Genomic DNA, 19651 nt, shown 5'->3' with positions numbered 1-19651 from the left:
GTTCGGCGCTGCCGTACTCCCTATCTCGCTGGCGTGACTGACCAAATCCAGCTGACCGAAGCTGCCGCCAAGAGGGTGGCGGCCATTGCCAATCGACAGGGCAAGGCGCCAATCCTGCGCCTGTCTGTGGATGGCGGCGGCTGCGCGGGATTCTCCTACAAGTTCGAGCTTGGCGACCTGGAAGAGGGTGACGCCACGGCCGAAACGGCCGGCGTGAAACTGGTCGTCGACCCGATCAGCCTCGAGCTGGTCCAAGGCTCGGCGGTGGATTTCGTCGAGGATCTTGGCGGCTCGGCGTTCAAGGTCACCAACCCCAATGCCGCCTCGGGTTGCGGCTGCGGATCCAGCTTCTCGGTCTAGCCGCGCTCGGGACGAGCGGGTAGGGCGATCGAGTGAAGATCGCCACTTACAACCTCAATGGTATCCGCGCCCGCTTGCCGCGCCTCGTCGAATGGCTTCAGCGCGAGCAGCCTGATGTTGCCTGCCTGCAGGAATTGAAGTGCGCCGATGACTCGCTTCCGGTCGCCGATATCGAGGCGGCCGGCTACGGCGCCGTCTGGCACGGGCAGAAGGGATTCAACGGCGTCGCTGTCCTCGCGAAGGGCTCGGCACCGGCGCTACGCCGTATCGGCCTGCCTGGCGACCCTGACGACAGCCATAGCCGCTATATCGAGGCCGAGGTCGATGGCGTCGTCATCGCCTCCATCTATTTACCCAACGGCAATCCGGTCGGGACGGAGAAATTCGACTATAAGCTGCGATGGCTGGAGCGTTTGGCCCAGCACGCCCGCGAGCTGCTCGCCGAGGAGAGGCCAGTCGTCCTTGCCGGCGATTACAACGTTATTCCCGAGGACCGCGACGTCTTCTCGGTCCGCGCTATGCAGGCCGACGCGTTGATGCAGCCGGAAAGCCGTGCGGCGCTGCGGCGCCTGGTCAACCAGGGCTGGACCGACGCGCTTCGCGCAATTCACCCGACCGAAGAGCGGCTGTACACTTTCTGGGATTACACCGCCGGCGCCTGGCAGCGGGATGCGGGTTTCCGCATCGACCACCTGCTTTGCTCGCCGCCCGCGGCGGATCGGCTGCGGAACGCTGGCGTCGACAAATGGGCGCGCGGTGAGGAGAAGGCCTCCGACCACGCGCCGACCTGGATTGAATTACGCTAGCCTCTCGACCTGCCTAATGTCTGCTTTGGGTGGAAAGCGGACATTAGCTAGCGCTTAAAGTGCTGCGGTATTAGACCATTGGCATGACCGGCCATAAAGCCGACACTGTGGCCGCCTTTATCGGTTGCCAAATGGCAAGACCTCGCTGGATTTCCCTTGCTTGACCCGTCGATCGGAACAGCATTCGGATACTCTTCAGCCCATAAGCGTTTGAACTGGAACCCTTATTATGGGTTTCAACCACAGGAGATTGTAAGATGCGTACAACCCTCGCCATTTTGGCGTCAGCTTCCTTGGCGCTTTCCGCTGCGCCCGCCTTCGCCGGAAATAACAACGGTCTGGTTGTCGTCGACCTGACGAATGCGGACGTTCTCAATAACCTCGCCCAGAATTTGAAGGTCAACGTCAGCGACATTTCGGCGCTTAATAACGTATCCGTCCCGATCGGCCTTGCCGCTGCGATCTGCGACGTCAACGCCAACGTGCTTGCCGCGCAGAAGAAGACTGGAACTTCGCGCTGCACCGCCAAGAACAATACCTCGGCACTTCAGACAGCAGTCCAAAAGAAGCTTGGAACTGTCAACCAATAGCCCCTGCCACCTTGTCCGGCGCGCGCCCAAGGCGTTCGTCGGACGATGGCTGCATTCCTCGACACGCTAATGCCCGATTTAGGTCGAAAGTCGCCCTTAGCTTTCCGGCTTCAAGTCAATTTCCATCTTAGATTCTGCCTCCAATTGGGCCAGGTCCCGCTCCCCGTCGTCCGCCATTGCTCTTAGTTGCGCGGCGGTCCTTGGGTCGTGTGTGGACGCGGCCAGACGGCGAGCGAGGGCAATCCGCTCTCGAACCTTGGAGATCAAATCATCGAGACTCATACCGCGCAAAATGCGGCCTATGGTTGCAATGTCCGCTTTGGGTCGAAGGCGGACACTAGTCCGGCGGTCGATTTTCCTGTCCTACAATCGTCGATTCATGCCAGCGTTCGCAAACGGGCCTGATCGGTTCGACGGCTCTTTCTCAGACTCAAATGTAGAAAGATGAACAAGGTAACACTTAGGGTAACAACCCCCCATTTTCGTAGGGAATTGGTGGCACTGTGACTCTCAGGCCGCGGCCTGGAGCAGCACCTTCACACAACCATCCCCCGGATGGTCGCTACAGCTGCTTCTCGTAGATCCGGTAGCGGTGGTTGATTGACGCGCCCGGTAGCTGCGCGATCGACAGCATCCCCTTATTGTCCTCCAGAATCCAGCCGAATTCCCCGTGGGTGGCGCCATATTTCGTGGTGCCTTCGCGGCGCGTGTACTCGATCATCATGAAGGCCAATTGGCTGGCGAGCCGCGTGTGGTGCAGCTTCCTGGCGACGCCCATCAGCGGCACGCGCAGGCGGCGGGTACGCGGCTTCCTCAGGCGCCACAGCAATTTGATGAAGTTGAACGGGAAGAGTTCGCCGTTCAGGTCCTTTGTCAGCTCATTGATGTCTGGGATCGTCAGCATGAAGGCGACCGGCTCACCTTCCACCTCGGCGATCCGCACCAGTTCGGGGAAAATGATCGGCTTCAGCTTCTTGCCGGCATAGGCGATTTCGGCCTCGGTCAAAGGCACATAGCCCCAATTGTTCGACCAGGCGTCGTTCAGCAGGCCCAGGATCAGCTTCGCTTCCTCATCGAAATTCGACTTGTCGACCTCGCGGATGCGGATCTTGGGGTTGCGTTCGCCCATGGCGATCAGGCGATCGATCATCGGGTCTTCCCAATGCTCGATGTTCAGCCCGTAAGTGACCAGGTCCTTGGCCTTTTCATAGCCGGCGGCCTCGATCCACGCCTGATATTCGGGACGATGATGGCCCATCATCGCCGTTGGCGGTTCTTCAAAGCCTTCGATCTCGAGGCCAGGCTCGTCCCAGATCGACAGGCTGATGGGCCCCATGGCGCTGGTCATTCCCTGCGCTCGCAGCCAGTCTTCTGCCGTCTTGATCAGTGCCGCGGCGGTCTCGCCGTCCAGGGTCTCGAACATGCCCCATTGGCCGGTTCCAGCGCCCATATGCTCCAGCACAAGCTCATCGACCTGGGCGCTGATGCGGCCGACGACCTTCCCGCCACGCTCTGCCAGCCACAGTTGGGCGCGCGCATGCTCGAACCAGGGATTCTTGCCCGGCGTGATGAGGCCATGGACCTCATCCTTCAACGGCGGCACCCAGGCCGGGTCGTCCTTGTAAACTTCCCAGGCGAAGTCGACGAAAGCTTTGCGGTCCCGCTTGGTTTCGACCGGGCGGATGAGGACGGGCTGGGTCATGCGCGCCTGCGTTGCAGGCAAAGCACCGCCGCGCAACCGAAATCCGGCTGGAACCCATGACATCGCCCTCGCAACGCCACGATGGTGCCACTATCTATGGCCAACGGCACCGAGGATCATGAACAAAACAGCGACCATAGAGATTAGCGCGCGCGAACCTGCGCCCACCGTCGAGGCGGCAGCCCGCCACGGCGACGACAAGGCCATGTTGAAGGCAGCCGCGAACCTGACCCGCGACCTCAATGTCCCGGACGGCCGCATCTATTGGGCCGACATGCTGGGTTCGGCACTGCTTGGCTATGCGGGCCTGTTCACCGCCATCATGGCCGGCTCGACGCTCGTCGCTGTGATTGCTGGCTTGGTGGCAGTACTCGCGCTCTATCGCGCCGGAAGCTTCATCCACGAGCTGACCCATATCAAGCAGGGCGCCTTGCCAGGCTTCCGGCTCGCTTGGAACGCCTTGGTCGGCGTGCCCTTGTTGATTCCAAGCTTCATGTACGAGGGCGTCCACAACCAGCATCACGCCAAGACCTATTACGGCACGGCCAACGACCCGGAATATTTGCCTTTGGCTTTGATGCACCCGTGGACATTGCCGGTGTTCCTGATCGCCGCAGCGCTGGCGCCGATCGGCATGCTGATCCGCTTCGGTATCCTGGCGCCGCTGTCGCTGCTGTCACCAAAGCTGCGCAAAGCAGTGGTCGAGCGCTATTCAGGTCTTCAGATCAACCCCAGCTTTCGTCGCCCCTCACCGCAGGGCCAGTTCGCCCGCGACTGGAGTTTGCAGGAAGGCGCCGCCAGCGTCTGGGCCATTGCGCTGATCTTTATGGTCGCGACCAGCGTCATTCCGCTGAAGGCCTTCGCGATCTTTCTGGGCGTTTCGTCCGGCGTGATGTTCCTCAACCAGATCCGCACCTTGGTGGCGCATCTGTGGGAGAATGACGGCGAGCCAATGAGCGTCACCGCCCAGTTCCTCGACAGCGTCAACGTCCCGCCGCCGGCGACCCTGCCTGCGCTTTGGGCACCTGTGGGGCTGCGCTACCACGCGCTCCATCACTTGCTGCCGGGCCTGCCCTATCATGCCCTCGGCGAGGCTCATCGCCGCCTGACGGCCGAGCTGGATGGCGATTCCGCCTATTTCGATGCCAACCATCGCGGCCTTTACGGGCTGGTGCGGCGTCTCGCGGCGAGCACGATGACCTCTACTCCTCGCTCCTGACGAGGACGGCTTCCCCGATCAGCAGGAACAGGACAAAAGGTGCCCAGGCTGCGAGCCAGGCTGGGTAGGCGCCGACATTGCCAAGCGCGAGGCTGAGGTTGTCGATCACGAAATAGGCGAAGCCCAGCGCCATGCCCGCCGCCGCACGCAAAAGCACCTGGCCTGAGCGCGCGAGCCCGAACGCGGCGATTGCGGCCAATAGCGGCATCAGCACCACCGAGAGCGGCCCGCTGAACTTGTGCCACAGCCCGGCGCGTGCCTCTTCGCTGGGGCGGCCCGCCGCCTCAAGGTCCGCAATGTCCTGCTTCAGGTCCATGAAGTTGCGCTCGTCGGGCTTCACCTTGGCCAGAGTGAACCGATCCGGTGTGATGCCCGGCAGGGCCAGGACGTTGGCCTGCCGCCGCACAACATTCATGGCAGCATCGTAAGTGCGGACATTTTCGAGCCGCCAACCGCCGCTCGCCTGCAGCCCTCGCTCAGCTTCGGTTACCCTTTGAAGTTCGCGGCCGCTGCGATCGTAAATGGTTATGCCCTGCAGTTGCAGGTTGGACCCGCGTCCGCTGACGATCTGCGTATGGATCAGGTCGTCCCCTGACAGGACCCAGACATTCGAGAGGACGCCATTCGACACGCGGATCGGCTTGTAATCATTGTCGCTCCAGGCGTTGACCGTCCGCGCGGAATTGACCGCCACGCCTTCGTTGAACGCGAAGGCGGCGGCCGCGAGGCCCAGGCTGGCGACCACCAAAGGCGCGAGGATCTGATGTGCCGACAGGCCGGCCGCCTTCATGGCGATGACTTCGCTATGCTGGTTGAGCGAGGTGAAGACGATCAGCGTGCCGAGCAGCGCCGAGAAGGGCAGGAACTTCTGAATGAGCAGCGGAACACGCAGAGAAACATAGTGCCACAGGTCGCCCTGGCCGTTCCCGGGCACCGCCAGGATCTTGCCGGATTCCCCCAGCAGGTCGAGCGCCATGAGCACCATCACGAGCATCAGCAGGACGGCGAAAGTGCGGGTCAGGAACAGTCTCGCCAAATACAGCGAGAGATTGCGCGAGGGCATGAAGTCCAGGTTGATCATGCCCGCATTTCCTGACGCGGCAGCAGGCGGCGGACCGCCTTCACCAGCTTCGCGAAACTGCGCTCCAGCGTGCCAATCGGCTGGCCGCCCGGTCGATGGGCGAGGACGTGATACATCCAGAAGATCAGCCCCGCGAACAGCAGGAGCGGCACCCACAAGGCGATTTCGGGCGTGACACGCCCCTGGGCTCCCATCTGCTCGGCATATTGGTTGACCTTGTGATAGGTGACGACGATCACGATCGACAGGAAGATGCCGAGCGAGGAAGTGCTGCGCTTTGGCGGCACCGCGAGTGCCACTGCCAGCAGAGGCAGCATCAGCATCATCACCACTTCGACGATGCGGAAGTTGAAATTGGCGCGCGCGGCCAATGCCTCCTCGGCAGTCCGCGCCGCCCCGCCATAACCCTTGGCAAGTAGTTCATGCAGGAACAATTCCTCCTGCTCGCCCCGCTTCCGGAATTGATCGACCGCCGGAAGGTTGATGGGCAAGTCATAGCTGTCGAAGGCCAAGGTGCGCGGCGTCGGATAGTTCGGCGCATCCTGAACCAGCCGGCCCCTCTTCAGGCGGAAGATAATCGTATCCGGGTCATCGGTGGCGAAGAAGCGCCCTTCCTGTGCCGTCGCGGAAATCTGCGTGCCCGACTTGTCGTTGAGGGCGATGAAGATGCCGCCGAGCTGTGTTCCACTGTCAGCGCTGCGGTCGATCCGGAGGGTCATACGCTTGCCGAGCTGGTTGAATTCGCCGACTTTGATCGCCGCGCCAAGGGCGCCTGAGCGCAGGTCGAAACGCAAGCCTTCGTACCGGTAACGCGAGTAGGGCTCGACCCAGCCGACAATCAGCAGGTTCACGATGAGCAATATGCCGGCGAAGATGTACGGCACCTTCAGCAAGCGGCCGTAGCTCGCGCCGACCCCGCGCAAAGCGTCCAGTTCCGAAGAGAGCGCCAGTTTGCGGAAAGCCAGCAGGATGCCGAGCATCAGGCCGATCGGTATTCCCAGCGAGAAATATTCGGGCAGCAGGTTCGCGAGCATCCGCCAGACGACGCTGACCGGGCCACCGGCGTTGACGACGAAATCGAACAGCCGAAGCATCTTCTCGAGGACCAGCAGCATGGCGGCCAGCAGCAACGTGCCCAGCAAGGGCACGGCAATACTGCGAGCCATATAACGGTCGATCAGTGACGCCTTGCGCAACTTTCGTCGTCCCAACACCATGATTTGGCCGCAAAGCGCTCGGAAAGGACACTAGCGGGGGACCGCAGCCGGTTCCCCGGCCCATGCGTTCCCTCGGTGGCTATAGCGAACCGAGTGGTAAAATCATGCCGATTTCTTCCCTGCCGATCTTTTGCGCATCAGGCGTTGCGCTGGCGGCAGTGCTGCGTTCGGCCAGTGAGGTGAGTATTTGATGTCGCGTGCGCGTATAGCTCTTCTGTCCAACCCCCGCTCGACGGGCAACATCGCGCAGTTGCCGCGCATCCGTGCCTATTGCGCCTCGCACCCGGACGTCTTCCACTACGAAGTGGAACATGGCCAGCAGATCGGCGAGGCGATGAAGACGATCGCCTTGGTCAACCCGACCTTGCTGGTTATCAACGGCGGCGACGGCACCGTCCAGGCGGCCTTGACCGAGCTGTACAACGGTGGGCACTTCCACCTTGACGATCGGCCCCCGGTTGCCGTGCTGCCCAGCGGCAAGACTAACCTGATCGCGATCGAGCTCGGCGCGCGCGGCGACCCGATTGCCGCCCTCGAGAAATTGATCGAGCTCGCGCGCAGCGACTTGAAGCCGCATACTGTTGAACGCGAGCTGATCGCGCTGCGTCTTGGCGCCGACGAACAAAGGCCCGTGATCGGCATGTTCCTTGGCGGTGCAGGCCTTGCCGAGACGATGCTCTACTGCCGTGACAGGATCTATCCGCTCGGCCTGCCAAATGGGATCGCGCACGCTTTGACTGCGATAGCGGCGTTCGCGAAAATGGCGCTCGGCATTCGCGCGGCTTTCTTGCCGTCCGATCCAAAGCCGCTCAGCGTGTCGCTGTCGGGAAATGAAAACCGACTTACGGGCCGTTTCTCGCTGCTCGCGGTGACCACTCTCGACAAGCTGCTGCTTTCGGCCGAGCTTTCCGGACGCCAGCAGGGCCGCCTTAGGCTGCTGGCAGTCGAGGGGGAGCGGATGACGATGCTTCGCGGGCTACTCGCGACCATCGGCGGCAAGGTCGGACGTACGCCAGTGCGCGGTGTGCACTTCGAGGAAGCGAGAGAGATCAACATCGAGGGCGACAGTTCCGAACTCATCCTCGACGGCGAGATCTTTCGCGCCGAGCCGGGGCGCCCAATCAACCTGCGCACCGCTGCGCCCTTGTCCTTCGTGCGCCTCGCCGCCTGAGGCGAAGCGATGCCGTCGCTGCGCGACCTCGTAGCCGAGGAACTGTCCCAGCCGGTCGATCCGCGAGTCTCGGCAATGGCCGAGGCCATCGCCGCCAAATACGGGAAGGCTTCGCGCGCGGTCCTGTTCTACGGCAGCTGCCTGCGCGAGAAGCAGCTCGACGGGCTCATGCTCGATTTCTACCTGATCGTGTCGAGCTACCGCGAAGCCTATGGCCGCGGCTGGCTGGCCTTCGCCAACCGCCTGATCCCGCCGAACGTCTTCTATTACGAGCATGACGGGCTGGCGGCCAAATATGCGGTCCTCAGCGAGGCGGATTTCCATCGCCTCAATGGGCCAGAGACCCGCAGCGTGTCGGTCTGGGCACGATTTGCGCAGCCGTCGCGATTGGTTTGGGCCAGGGACGATGCGGCAAAGGCCAAGGCCGTCGCGGCCGTGTCCCGGGCTGCGCCGACCCTGCTGTCCGCAGCGGGAAGGCTTGATGCCGAATCGCCGCTCGATTGGTGGCGCCGGGCGTTTGCGCTCACCTATTCGGCGGAACTCCGGGCAGAGCGAAAAGGACGCTCCGGCTCGATCGTGGATATCGACCCGGATCGTTACACCCGCTTTTCCCAAGCTGCGATGGCGGCAATTCCGGCCGAAGCCGCCGGGGGCGGGTGGGGCATCAGGCGTCTGGAGGGGAAGATCTTGTCCGTTGCCCGGCTAGCCAAGGCCAGCACGACTTTCGACGGCGGCGCCGACTACATCGCCTGGAAAATCAACCGGCATGCGGGGACGAACATTGAATTGAGGCCCTGGCAGCGGCGATTCCCGCTGCTGGCCGCCATCAGCCTGCTGCCGCGGCTCCTCCGCTCCGGCGCGGTTCGCTGACCGGCCGAGCGAGGGCGGCGGCAACCGCGGATGCCAGTGCGCCGACCGTGAACGGCTTCCTGAGCAGCTCGTAGCCGATCAAATCCTCGCTCTCGCCTTCGCCGACGTAGCCGGTGACGAACAGGACGGCGATGCCGGGTTTCCGCTTCTTGATGATCCGGATGAGCTCGGGCCCGGTCATCTCCGGCATGATGACGTCGCTGATGACCAGGTCGAACTCCTGCGCATCGAACATCTTGATGGCGTCGGCGCCACCCTCGCAGGCGATCGGCTGGTAATCCAGGTCCTCCAGCGCGTCGACCGTCGCCGCCCGCACGCGAGGATCGTCCTCGACCAGGAGGATGCGCGCACCCGGCACTGTCGGCTCGGACTGTCCGCCGGCGGTCTGCGAATGCAGCCTCACCGGTGCCGCCGCTTCCGTGCGCGGCAGGTAGAGGGAAACGGTTGTGCCTTTGCCAAGCTCGCTTTCAATGCCGACCTCGCCGCCGGATTGGTGCGCAAATCCGAAGATTTGACTAAGACCGAGCCCAGTGCCCTTGCCGACCGGCTTGGTCGTAAAGAAGGGTTCGAACGCGCGCTCGCGGACTTCTTCCGTCATACCACAGCCGGTGTCGCCGACCGAGAGCTTCAAATATTCGCCGGCACGAACGTCTCCGACCTGGTTGGCTGCGAGTGTCACATTCTCCGTCGAGATGGAAAGCGTACCCGTTCCCTCCATGGCGTCGCGGGCGTTGACGGCCAGGTTAAGGATCGCGTTCTCGAGTTGGTGAGAGTCGACGAATATCGGCCAGGCGTCGGTGCCGAGCCTGGTCTGGACCTTGATCCGCTCACCGAGCGTGCGGTCGAGCAGCTCGGACATGCCGCTAACCAGCTCGCGGCTATCGACCCGCTCGGGAAGCAGCGGCTCCGAACGAGCGAATGACAGCAGCCTGCGCGTAAGCGCGGCTGCGCGGGTCGCGCCTTCCATGGCGTTGGTCAGGTGGTGGAGGACTTCCTTGCGCGGTCCCGACAGTCGCCGCTTCGCCAGATCGATTCCGCCCACGACTACGGCCAGCATATTGTTGAAATCATGGGCGATCCCGCCAGTCAGCTGCCCGACCGCTTCCATTTTCTGGACCTGCCGAAGCTGGGCTTCGGCGGCCTCGCGCTCCGTTGCCTCGGCTTTCAAAGCCTGATTGGCTTCCCACAATTCCTGGGTGCGCTCGCGCACCGCTTCCTCGAGTGCGGATGCGCGATCGGATTCGGTGTCCGCCTGGCGTCGTGAGAGCGCATTCAACCGCAGCGCCCGGACCGCGACCCAGCCGAGGAAGATAGCGCCGAAGCCGACAATGGCGCCAAGGATCGACAGATAGTCGGTCAGCTGCTGAGACTTGTCATTGAAGACGACGCTTTGCGCCATCTTCTGCTCCAACGATTGCCGCTCGCTATTGGCAATCTCGGTCAGCTTCGCGCTGAGTTGGGCGCCGGTGTTATTTTCTGGCTTGTTCGATGAGTAGAAATAGCCGGCGCCGCCTTTCTTGGCGACCGTGGCACGCGCTGCGAGGTCGAATTCCGCGCCGCGCTTCTGGAAGAGCTCCTGGAGCTGATCGACCCTTGCCCGCTGCGCGGGATCTGCCGCGACGAGCCGATCAAGCTGGACAACCTGCTGCCCGGCAAGCCGCCACTGGCTGTAGTAGATGTTCCCGCTGCCCTTGTTGTCCTCGTCGAGAACGAAGCGGCCGAGTGCGGCCTCCGCGCGAGCGATGCTGGCGTCCAGCGTCCGTGTCAGCAGGGTCACGTCATAGGCATGGCGCTCGCTGGCAATGGCTTCGTCACGGGCGCGGCTGGTCAAGGCAACGAAGAAGACCATGCCGAGGAGGACGAGGGCCGCGAGCAAGGCGCCAGTCGCCGTTCCTACGCCACTCCAGTTAAATTCTTCTTCGTCCGAATTCGACGCCATGAAGTCAGTCTAAACCCGCATTAGGCCGGGCGAAAGTGCCGTCGGACTCAACCGATGCAGCCGGTGGAACGGCCTGCCGCCTCGAACATGCCAAGGATTTCCTCCACCTGCTCGGCCGAATGTTCCGCGCAGAGGGAGCAACGTAGCAACGTCATGTTCGCCGGAGTCGCCGGGGGCCGGGCCAGGTTCACGTAAAGGCCCTCGTGAAGCAGCGCCTCCCACATGGCCGCGCCCTTTTCGAGGTCGGGCATGATGACCGCGATAATCGCCGACTGGGGCTCGTCGGTGCCGAGCGTGAAGCCCAGTTTCTTGAGGCCGCCGTGCAGCCGCTTGGAATTTTCCCAGAGGTGGGCCCGCTTGTTCGATCCATGCATCAGCTTGCGGATGGAGGTGGCCGCCGTCGCGACGACAGAGGGCGGCAATGAGGCGGTAAAGACGTAAGGCCGGCAGACCAGCCGCAGGATTTCGAACTTGGGATGGTTCGACACGCAGAAGCCGCCGACGGTACCGACGGACTTGGAGAAAGTGCCGATGATGAAGTCGACCTGGTCGATGACGCCCTGTGCTTCGGCGACGCCGCGGCCGTTCTCGCCGATGAAGCCCATGGAATGGGCCTCGTCGACCAGCACCATCGCGCCGTGGTCTTTTGCCACCTTCACCATCTTGTCGAGTGGAGCGACGTCGCCGAGCATGGAATAGACGCCTTCGAGGACGACCAGCTTGCCGGCTTCGGCAGGCAGGCGCTTCAGGCGCTTCTCCAGCGCCTCGATGTCATTGTGGCGGAAAGGCACGATCTGGGCATTGCCGAGTGCGCAGCCGTCATAGATCGACGCATGGCTGTCGATGTCGAGGATGATGTAGTCATCCTTCCCGGCCACGGTCGAAATAATACCGAGATTCGCCTGGTAGCCGGTCGAAAAGACCATGGCATGGTCCATGGCGTAGAATTCGCGCAGTGCCGCCTCGCACTCCTTGTGGCCCTGGTACGTGCCATTGAGCACGCGGCTGCCGGTGGTGCCCGATCCGAACTGGTCCAGCGCGTCCTTGCCCGCCTGCACGACGTCGGGGTCGAAGGTCATGCCCATGTAATTGTAGGTACCGAGCAGGATGGTACGGCGGCCGTTGCAAATGGCGACCGTCGGCGATTCCACGCTCTCCATCACAAGGTTGAACGGGTCGGTGATGCCCGTCGACAACAGCGTCTCGCGCTGCTGGATCAGCGGGTCAAATTTGGAGAAAAGGTCGCTCATCAGCCCTGCAATTGTCCGACCGCGTCCACCAACTGGCCGACATTCTCGATCTCGGCCTGCTGGTTCATGGTGATGACGATGTCGAACTCGTCCTCGATGTTGGCGACGAAGTCGAGGACAGTCAGGCTGTCCCATTCGAGATCCTGGGCGAAACGGGTCGCCTCGGTGACCTCCGCACCCTTCTTGTTGAACGGTTCGATGAGGGCCTTTACCTTGGCCAGCACTTGATCGCGGTCAGTCATTGCGGTGTCCTAGTCAGCACGGGTGGCTTTCGCAATCGAATGGGGCGCAAAAGCGGCGCCGAGTGGGCGTGATTGAAAGGGGGTCGAATGGCCAAGGAACCGACACCGACGGCGACGCCACTGACGACCGACGAGCGTCGGATGCTTGGACTTGGCAACCCCGACTATGAATTCCCGAAGGAGGTCCACAACCTCGTCATCGCCGCTTACGAAGGGAATTGGAACCTGTCGGAAATGGCGGACAACAAGGCAAGCATCCTGATGGGCGCCAGCTTCGTCGTGTTCTCACTGTCGATTGGCGATGTCGCCACCGGCAAGGCAAGCTTCCCGCTCCTCGTCCTCACCCTCTTCTCGTTCGCGGCGACGGTGCTCGGCGTCCTGACCGTCCGGCCCAATCGGTTGCGCAAGTTCAAGCTCGACCCGAACAACGTCAACATCATGTTCTTCGGCAGCTATGCTAACATCTCACGTGAAGAATATGTTGAGCAGATGATGAAGGTCCTGACCTCGGAAGAAGAGGTCTATAAGCGCCTTGCGCGGGACGTTTACGACCACGGCTGCATCCTGAGGGCGGACAAATACCGCTGGCTCTACTGGAGCTACACCTTGTTCCTGGTCGGCCTCGTCATCACCTTCGGCGCATTGGTGCTGAAGCTCGTCATGGAGCTTAATGCCACCGCTGTTCTGAATACCATTCAGCCGTTGCCTTAAGGCCCTTTCGAGTATCGATTTCCGGCCGCCAGAGCTCTGCCGGGGCGGCGAGGGCAGGATTGGCGACCCAATCGGGATGGCAGAAGTAAGCAACCCGGTCGGCCGTCAGCTTGGCCTTGTCGCGGCGGATCAGGCCATCGATCTTCGATCCTAATTTCATCAGGATCCTTGGCGTCGAGATCGTGCGGGAGGGCACGCCGACAGCTTCTCCCAGCGCATTCCCGAATTCGATGTGGGACCAACCGCCTGCCCGGCCGTCGTCGGGCTCCATGATCGTGCCCGTTGGAGCGTTAGTAGCCGCCAGTGCAACCAGCAGGCGTGCCAGGTCGTCGACATGGATCAGCGACACCCGCCCCTTTGGCGGCATGAAGATCTGGCCACGCCGGGCCATTTTGAAGAGATCAAACGTCTCCTTGTCGCCCGGCCCGTAGACGGCCGGCGGCCGGACGATCGACCAGCCCAGCCCCGAAGCCTCGACGACGGCTTCCGATTTCGCCTTCGACGCGCCGTATTGCGACAATTGCGGTTCGCGGGCGGCGAGGGAGGAGACATGGATGAAGCGCTGGACACCGGCGGACTTGGCTGCCGCAATCATCGCTTCCGTGCCATGCAGGTTCGCGGCGTCAAATGCCTGCTGGGTCGGCGCGTTGATGGCGCCGGCGACATGGATGACGGCATCCGCGCGTTCGACCAGGCGGTACAAGGACTCCGGTTGGTCGAGCGCGCCATCGACCCACTCGACATTCGGCCGAGGGTCAAGCGGGCGGCGTGTCAGCGCCCGGACCGATGCCCCCTGTTTCTCCAGCAAGTCGAGGACACGACCGCCGACGAAACCCGTCCCGCCCGTCAACGCGATCGTCAAAGCGGTGACCATTCGATCGGCTCGGCGGGACCTTCGTCTTCGACCAGCTGGTGGTGCAGCTGCGCGACCAAAGCATCGAGCACCGGCTCGAGTCCGATCTTGCCTGCCGCACTCAATGGGTAGACCTTGGCCCCGCTGGCTTCAGCCAACTCGGCGGAGAGGGCGGCGATTAATTCCTCGTCGAGCATGTCGACCTTGTTGAGGGCGAGGATCGTCGGCTTGTCGACCAGGCCTTCGCCATAGGCTTCGAGCTCATCGCGGACGATGCGGTAACTGGTTGCGACATCTTCGTCGTTGGCGTCGACGAGGTGCAACAGCACCTGGCAGCGCTCGATATGGCCAAGGAAGCGATCGCCGACGCCCGCTCCTTCGGCCGCGCCCTCGATCAGGCCGGGGATGTCGGCGACGACGAACTCGCGGCCCTTGTGACTGACAACGCCGAGCTGCGGCCGCAGCGTCGTGAATGCGTAGGCGCCGACCTTGGCCTGCGCATTGGTGACGGCGTTGATGAAGGTCGACTTGCCGGCGTTGGGGAGGCCGACCAGGCCGACATCGGCCAATAGCTTCAGCCGAAGCCAGATCCACATCTCCTCGCTCGGCCAGCCGGTGCCGTGCTGGCGGGGAGCGCGGTTGGTCGACGTCTTGTAGCTGGCATTGCCGCGTCCGCCGTCGCCGCCTTTGAGGAAGACGACCCGCTGTCCCTCTTCAGTGAAGTCCGCCAGGAGCGTGCGATCCTCATCGTCGGCGAGAACCTGCGTCCCCACCGGCACCTTGATCACCAGGTCTTCGCCGCCCGCACCGGTGCGGTTCGACCCCGAGCCACCTTTCCCGCGAGGGGCCCGGAAATGCTGCGTATAGCGAAAGTCGATGAGCGTATTCAGGCCGTGGACCGCCTCGAAGACGATATCGCCGCCCTTGCCGCCGTTGCCGCCGTCCGGCCCGCCATATTCGATGAACTTTTCGCGGCGGAAGCTGACAGCGCCAGGCCCGCCCGCGCCGGAGCGAATGAAGATCTTGGCCTGGTCCAGAAAATGCATGGTGGGGGATTAGGCGATGCTGGCGAGAAGGGGAACCTCTGGCTGTCGTGGTCCATCATGGCTTCCGTTTGGCGCTCCGTCGGATCGTGAGCCCAATTCCTGCCGCGATTGCGGCTGCGCCGGCGACGAGGGGCCGGTCGATGATCTCTCCGAGGGCGGCGGCGGAGATCATGATTCCGAGGCTAGGCGTCGCAAGCAATGCCATGGAAAGCGTGGTTGCCGACAATCGACTGCCAAGATCGACGATCGCCCAATAAGCGAATGCAGTCGCGATCGGACCGACATAGGCGAGGGCAATAAGGCCCGTCGCGTTGAGCCGGAGCAAAGGCCCTTCGGTCGCGATTGCCACGGGCAAGAGGAGAGCGGCAGCAACAAGCATTTGCCAGGGCGCCAGAGCCAGAGCCGTCCCGACAAACTTATGGCCGCGGACATGGACGATGGAAATGGCCCAAAAGCCTGCGGCGGCCAGCAAGAGGCCGTAGGCAATCAGTTGCTCCCCCGAATGGGCCTGCAGTGACGGCCAGGCGATGATCGCGATTCCCAAGACGCCAAGGGCGACGCCCACACACTGCTCACTTGAGACCCGCTCCTTGAGCCGCCAGGCCCCCAGTGGGAGCACCCAGAGCGGGGTCGAGTAAGCGAGGACAGCGGCCCTGCCGGGCGGTAGCAAGGTCAGTGCGAGGCCCGTGAAGGCCGAGTAGCACGCCATTTGCAGCGCTCCCGAGACGAGCACCAGGGGCCAGTCGTGCCGCACCGGAGCCTCGACCTTTCCACGACTGGCGACAACCACGAAAAGCAGGGTCGCGCCGATGGCGTAGCGGAGGAGTGCGAACCAGATCGGGGGAACCGCAGCCACCCCGACCTTCATGATCGGCCAGCTGGCCGCCCAGACGAGGATCAGGGCGGCCAGGAACAGGCGGTCCTTTGCAGCCAGCCCCGCGTTCATTGGAGGCGTTCGTCCATCAGTCCGGCCGGTGCATATTGGCTCAAGCCGCGGCTGACTGCTTGAGCTGATCCAGAATCGGCAGCATCTCGCTTGGGTCGGGCCGCTTGGTGTAATCGGGGTTCACTTCGGAATAAGCGATCACGCCGGTCGTATCGATGACGAAGCGGGCCGGCATCGGCAGGGTCCAGCTAGGTTCACCGTTCGTAATAGTAAGGTCGTTGTTGAAGCCGTCGCGGTACAACTCGATCAAATAATCAGGCATCCTGAAGCGCAAGCCGAACGAAGCCGCGACTTCATTGCCGCTGTCGGACAAAATATCGAAGGTCAGCCCCTTTTCGCGGATTGCCCGGCGGCTGTTGGCAGCCGTCTGCGGGGACAGCGCAACGAGTGTCGCTCCGCGCTGTTCGATGCCAGGCAGGGCTTCCTGCAGCGATTCAAGGTCCAGGTTGCAGTAGGGGCACCAGAAGCCGCGATAGAAAGTCAGGACGAGCGGGCCCTTTGCGAGAAGTTCGGCCGAGGAAATTGATCTGCCTTCGGCGTTGGGCAGTTCGAACAACGGTGCCAGGTCGCCGACCCCCAGCGCGTTCGAGGCGATCCCGGAGGCCACCAGCTCGGCCGTTGCTCGGCGCATGGGCTCATGAACGGCGGCGGGCGCATGATACGGGGGTCCTCCGGCTTCGAAATTGGCTTTGAATGCATCCAGCCTGTCTTGCAGCAGCATATTGCTCTCCTGTGATGAGGCGCTGAGCGGCGCTTGCTGCACAAGATATTTATTTTGTTTGCTCGCGGTATCCCTTGGTTTCAACTATGATATATTCAAATATAACATGGATCGTTTTCTCGCCCTGAAGGTCTTCTCAACGGTCGCTCGCCTCGGCAGTTTTTCCCGCGCGGCGCGCGAATTGGCGATTTCGCAGCCTTCGGCGTCGCGTATCGTGGCAGATCTGGAGCGGCAGGTCGGCACAGGGCTGATCACGCGCACGACGCGTGCCTTGGTCCTGACTGAAGCCGGAGAGGATTATCTGGCGCGGATCGATCCGCTCCTGGATGCGCTCGAGGAAGCCGATCAGGCGGCGCGGGGAGCCGGCGAATTGCGAGGAACCTTGCGCGTCGGCGTGTCCTCCAGCTTCGTTATCCGTGAAGTCATTCCCAGCCTGCCTCCCTTCTTGAGGAGGCATCCCGGACTGAAGGTCGAACTTGCGGTCGACGATCGTTACCAGGACCTCGTCGTTGAGCGTTTGGACGTCGCACTGCGCTTCGGCGGACTCAGGGATTCTACGGCCACCGCCCGCCTCCTCGACGCGTCGCCGCGCCTGCTTCTTGCATCACCGGACTATATTCGAACCGAAGGTCAACCTGTGGTGCCTGCGGATCTGTCGGAGCATTGCGTCATACTGGGTCCGACCGGGGCACTTGCCGGCACCTGGCCGCTGAGCCCGAAGAAAGGGAGGCTTCCCGGCCAACTTGGTGGCCACCTTTCTGTCACGTCGAACGAAGGCGCGGTCGCGGCGGCTGTTGCGGGGCTGGGCATCGTCTCAACTGTACTGTGGGGTTGCCGGTCAGAGCTGGAAAAGGGGACGCTCGTCAGGATCCTGCCTGACTGGGAGACCGACCTGCTCGAGCTTCATGCGGTTTACGCGCCGGGGCGGGCTGCAAAACCGGCAGCCAGAGCGTTCGTGGATCATTTAGCTCGCCACCTCAAATTGGCTTGGAACTCGGCCTAGATGACGGTGACTTGCCACTGAACCCGAAGACCCTCAGGGGCGAGCGTGACGCGGCTCATAGAGGCCGACCTTGCCGCCGCCGGGAAGCGGAACCGATGTCGCCCGGCCCCAGCTGGCGGTGAATGGCTCGCTGCACTCCACGCCTTTTTCGGCAAGCTTGGCGATCGTGGTATCGAGCCCATCGGTCATGAAATACAAATGGTGGACGTCGTTACTTTCGCCGCCGTGGACGCCCATTTCGGTCGGCGGCAGCTTGAAGATCAGCCAGCCACCGCCCCCGTCGATGCACGGAATCTCCAAGACGTCGCGCAGGAATGCACGGTCGGCTTCCTCGTCCTTGGTGAAGATCATCACATGGGCGCCGCTGATCATTGGCCTTCTCCCTTGTCCTCGCCCGGCCGGGTCGATTCGATGAGGTGATGACGAGCGACCTTGCGTGCGGTGTCGCGGGGCAGGCCCAACGCATCCGCCATCAGACCGCCAAGCAGCGAGTCGCCCAGTGCCGCGATCACCAGCCACAATGTCGTCTCGTGGACGGGGCGGTAGGAATCGCCCTGACCAAGCTCGTCGACCAAATTGTGGATCGCATCGAGCACCGGTTGCAGCGCGTTCTTGTCGCCCATCAGGATCAGCCAGGCGGCGAGCGCACCGGCGCCCTCGCGACCGAAAGCGTCGAACGTCTTATCGACGACCTCGCGCGGATCGGCTTCGCCGTGGCGGGCGCGGATGACCGCCTCCCCAATGCCCGCCGTCACGGACTCGCCGATCGACCGCGCCAGCTCGGCCTGCAGTCCGGCGGCGGAGCCGAAATGGTGAAGGACATTGGCATGGGTCCGGCCAATGCGGTCGGCGACGGCTTTCAGTGTTACGGCCTGCGGTCCGGCTTCCAGCAACAGGTCGCGCGCTGCCGCAATTGCGGCAGCCCGGCTCTGATCGGGGCTAAGCCGACGACGAGTCGACATCAGGCTTATTGACATTGTTGTAAGTAAATAGCATCTCTCCTTCACCTGATTGGAGGAAGCCTGTGACTGCTGCAAGCGTGACGGCCCGTTCGGTAACGCCGCAAGACCTGACGATCACCCCGCGCGACCGCAAATTCGCCCGCGAGCGCACGCCGGCGCATTGGTGGAACGGTGGAGACCCCGTCGCCACTGCCCTCTACAACGCTCTCTCCGCCACCTTTCCTGAAGGGGAGGCCTATTTTGTCGAGAGCGTCCGACGCTTCAAGGACGGCACGCCGCCCAAGCTGGCGGCGGAAATCAAGGCCTTCACGACCCAGGAAGCAATCCACAGCCGCGAGCATGCAGCCTTCAACAAGGCTGCCGCCAAGGCGGGCTATGACCTGACGCCGCTCGAGGAGCGAGTGCACTGGCGCCTAAGCTTTTCCCGTCAGCGCCCGCCGGTGGTGGCACTGGGCGCGACCATGGCGCTTGAGCATTTCACTGCCATCCTTGCGCACGAGCTCCTCAAAGACCGCCATCATCTCGGCAAAGCCGATCCGGAAGCCGCAGCCCTTTGGAAATGGCATGCCGCCGAGGAGATCGAGCACAAGGGCGTCGCTTACGACACCTGGCTCTGGGCGACCCGCGACTGGCCGCGCTTCAAGCGCTGGAAGGTGAAGGCGAAGGTGATGCTGTTCGTCACCCGCAACTTCATCGTCGACCGGACACTCGGCTCGCTCGAGTTGCTCCGGCAGGACGGCATCACCGGCCCGAAAGCCGTCGCCCGCCTGCTCTGGTACATGTGGATCAAGCCCGGGATGATGCGCCGAATCTTCAGCGCTTGGCTGAAATACTTCCTGCCCGGCTTCCACCCGTGGAATGTGGACGACCGGCACCTCATCGCCGGCTTCGACCTTAGCGGAGACTATGGCCAGGAGCCGGTGAAGAAGGTGCGCGGCGCGAAGGCTGCTTAACGCGTTTCG

Annotated in this window: 21 protein-coding genes; 9 read left to right on the top strand and 12 right to left on the bottom strand. The window is 62.8% G+C overall.

The genetic code is table 11. The features are described 5' to 3' along the window. Positions 1-33 precede the first annotated feature (33 nt). The 3 genes from LZ536_RS12280 (at position 34) to LZ536_RS12270 (ending at position 1756) form a co-directional block, all read left to right on the top strand. On the top strand, positions 34-360 hold the full coding sequence (locus LZ536_RS12280) for a HesB/IscA family protein (RefSeq protein WP_249849065.1): 327 nt from the start codon (positions 34-36) through the stop codon (positions 358-360). A 32-nt stretch (positions 361-392) separates the two neighbouring features. Continuing rightward, a complete protein-coding gene (gene xth / locus LZ536_RS12275) occupies positions 393-1166 on the top strand; it encodes an exodeoxyribonuclease III (RefSeq protein WP_249849064.1) in 774 nt (257 codons plus the stop codon). 257 nt (positions 1167-1423) lie between these two features. Then, positions 1424-1756 carry a hypothetical protein gene (locus LZ536_RS12270; protein WP_249849063.1) on the top strand — a complete coding sequence of 111 codons (333 nt, stop codon included), beginning with the start codon at positions 1424-1426 and terminating at the stop codon, positions 1754-1756. A gap of 562 nt (positions 1757-2318) precedes the next feature. On the opposite strand, the gene LZ536_RS12265 is transcribed toward LZ536_RS12270, so the two are convergent. Further along, positions 2319-3458, bottom strand: a complete 1140-nt coding sequence (locus tag LZ536_RS12265) for an N-acetyltransferase (RefSeq protein ID WP_249849062.1) — start codon at positions 3456-3458, stop codon at positions 2319-2321. Between the two features lie 118 nt (positions 3459-3576). On the opposite strand from LZ536_RS12265, the gene LZ536_RS12260 reads away from it, so the two are divergent. Next, complete coding sequence (locus LZ536_RS12260) at positions 3577-4677, top strand: fatty acid desaturase family protein (RefSeq protein WP_249849061.1); 1101 nt, start codon at positions 3577-3579, stop codon at positions 4675-4677. On the opposite strand, the gene lptG is transcribed toward LZ536_RS12260, so the two are convergent. Both lptG and lptF read right to left on the bottom strand, forming a co-directional pair. Further along, complete coding sequence (gene lptG / locus LZ536_RS12255; protein WP_249849060.1) at positions 4661-5758, bottom strand: LPS export ABC transporter permease LptG; 1098 nt, start codon at positions 5756-5758, stop codon at positions 4661-4663. The two genes, LZ536_RS12260 and lptG, sit on opposite strands and share 17 nt — an antisense overlap. Next, on the bottom strand, positions 5755-6975 hold the full coding sequence (gene lptF, locus LZ536_RS12250) for an LPS export ABC transporter permease LptF (RefSeq protein ID WP_283938553.1): 1221 nt from the start codon (positions 6973-6975) through the stop codon (positions 5755-5757). The genes lptG and lptF overlap by 4 nt, the downstream gene beginning before the upstream one ends. A gap of 190 nt (positions 6976-7165) precedes the next feature. Between lptF and LZ536_RS12245 the strand changes: the two genes are divergently transcribed. Together LZ536_RS12245 and LZ536_RS12240 are read left to right on the top strand one after the other, a co-directional pair. Further along, positions 7166-8146: a diacylglycerol/lipid kinase family protein gene (locus tag LZ536_RS12245; RefSeq protein ID WP_249849058.1), complete on the top strand. Its 981-nt coding sequence runs from the start codon at positions 7166-7168 to the stop codon at positions 8144-8146. Between the two features lie 9 nt (positions 8147-8155). After that, on the top strand, positions 8156-9016 hold the full coding sequence (locus tag LZ536_RS12240; RefSeq protein ID WP_249849057.1) for a hypothetical protein: 861 nt from the start codon (positions 8156-8158) through the stop codon (positions 9014-9016). Here LZ536_RS12240 and LZ536_RS12235 read toward each other — a convergent pair. The 3 genes from LZ536_RS12235 to LZ536_RS12225 are packed head-to-tail and all read right to left on the bottom strand — an operon-like array spanning position 8973 to position 12447. Then, positions 8973-10955, bottom strand: coding sequence for an ATP-binding protein (locus LZ536_RS12235; RefSeq protein WP_249849056.1), 1983 nt, complete (start codon positions 10953-10955; stop codon positions 8973-8975). The genes LZ536_RS12240 and LZ536_RS12235 overlap by 44 nt on opposite strands. A gap of 47 nt (positions 10956-11002) precedes the next feature. Beyond that, positions 11003-12205 (bottom strand): serine palmitoyltransferase, encoded by a 1203-nt coding sequence (spt, locus tag LZ536_RS12230; protein ID WP_249849055.1) that lies wholly within the window; start codon positions 12203-12205, stop codon positions 11003-11005. Further along, positions 12205-12447 carry an acyl carrier protein gene (locus LZ536_RS12225; RefSeq protein ID WP_249849054.1) on the bottom strand — a complete coding sequence of 81 codons (243 nt, stop codon included), beginning with the start codon at positions 12445-12447 and terminating at the stop codon, positions 12205-12207. Before LZ536_RS12225 ends, spt begins: the two co-directional genes overlap by 1 nt. A gap of 87 nt (positions 12448-12534) precedes the next feature. Here LZ536_RS12225 and LZ536_RS12220 point away from each other — a divergent pair, with 87 nt between their 5' ends. Beyond that, on the top strand, positions 12535-13158 hold the full coding sequence (locus LZ536_RS12220) for a Pycsar system effector family protein (RefSeq protein ID WP_249849053.1): 624 nt from the start codon (positions 12535-12537) through the stop codon (positions 13156-13158). Here the strand turns inward: LZ536_RS12220 and LZ536_RS12215 are convergent. The 4 genes from LZ536_RS12215 to LZ536_RS12200 are packed head-to-tail and all read right to left on the bottom strand — an operon-like array spanning position 13115 to position 16634. Continuing rightward, entirely contained in the window at positions 13115-14032 is a 918-nt protein-coding gene (locus tag LZ536_RS12215) for an NAD-dependent epimerase/dehydratase family protein (protein WP_249849052.1), read from the bottom strand. The genes LZ536_RS12220 and LZ536_RS12215 overlap by 44 nt on opposite strands. Continuing rightward, positions 14017-15057 carry a GTPase ObgE gene (obgE, locus tag LZ536_RS12210; protein WP_249849051.1) on the bottom strand — a complete coding sequence of 347 codons (1041 nt, stop codon included), beginning with the start codon at positions 15055-15057 and terminating at the stop codon, positions 14017-14019. Before obgE ends, LZ536_RS12215 begins: the two co-directional genes overlap by 16 nt. A 55-nt stretch (positions 15058-15112) precedes the next feature. Further along, positions 15113-16003: a DMT family transporter gene (locus LZ536_RS12205; RefSeq protein ID WP_249849050.1), complete on the bottom strand. Its 891-nt coding sequence runs from the start codon at positions 16001-16003 to the stop codon at positions 15113-15115. A 40-nt stretch (positions 16004-16043) separates the two neighbouring features. Further along, on the bottom strand, positions 16044-16634 hold the full coding sequence (locus LZ536_RS12200) for a peroxiredoxin-like family protein (RefSeq protein WP_249849049.1): 591 nt from the start codon (positions 16632-16634) through the stop codon (positions 16044-16046). A gap of 52 nt (positions 16635-16686) precedes the next feature. Here LZ536_RS12200 and LZ536_RS12195 point away from each other — a divergent pair, with 52 nt between their 5' ends. After that, on the top strand, positions 16687-17727 hold the full coding sequence (locus LZ536_RS12195) for a LysR family transcriptional regulator (protein ID WP_249849048.1): 1041 nt from the start codon (positions 16687-16689) through the stop codon (positions 17725-17727). 33 nt (positions 17728-17760) lie between these two features. Here LZ536_RS12195 and LZ536_RS12190 read toward each other — a convergent pair whose 3' ends face one another. Both LZ536_RS12190 and LZ536_RS12185 read right to left on the bottom strand, forming a co-directional pair. After that, positions 17761-18099, bottom strand: coding sequence for a VOC family protein (locus tag LZ536_RS12190; protein WP_249849047.1), 339 nt, complete (start codon positions 18097-18099; stop codon positions 17761-17763). Further along, positions 18096-18689, bottom strand: a complete 594-nt coding sequence (locus LZ536_RS12185; protein ID WP_249849046.1) for a TetR/AcrR family transcriptional regulator — start codon at positions 18687-18689, stop codon at positions 18096-18098. Before LZ536_RS12185 ends, LZ536_RS12190 begins: the two co-directional genes overlap by 4 nt. Positions 18690-18751: 62 nt before the next feature. Between LZ536_RS12185 and LZ536_RS12180 the strand changes: the two genes are divergently transcribed. Further along, positions 18752-19642 carry a metal-dependent hydrolase gene (locus LZ536_RS12180; protein WP_249849045.1) on the top strand — a complete coding sequence of 297 codons (891 nt, stop codon included), beginning with the start codon at positions 18752-18754 and terminating at the stop codon, positions 19640-19642. Positions 19643-19651 lie beyond the last annotated feature (9 nt).

The sequence above is a fragment of the Sphingomonas alba genome (assembly GCF_023516555.1).
In the GTDB taxonomy this organism is placed as follows: Bacteria; Pseudomonadota; Alphaproteobacteria; order Sphingomonadales; family Sphingomonadaceae; genus Sphingomicrobium; species Sphingomicrobium album.
Note: the sequence above shows the minus strand (reverse complement) of the source record. Positions and strands in the feature narration are given on the sequence as shown.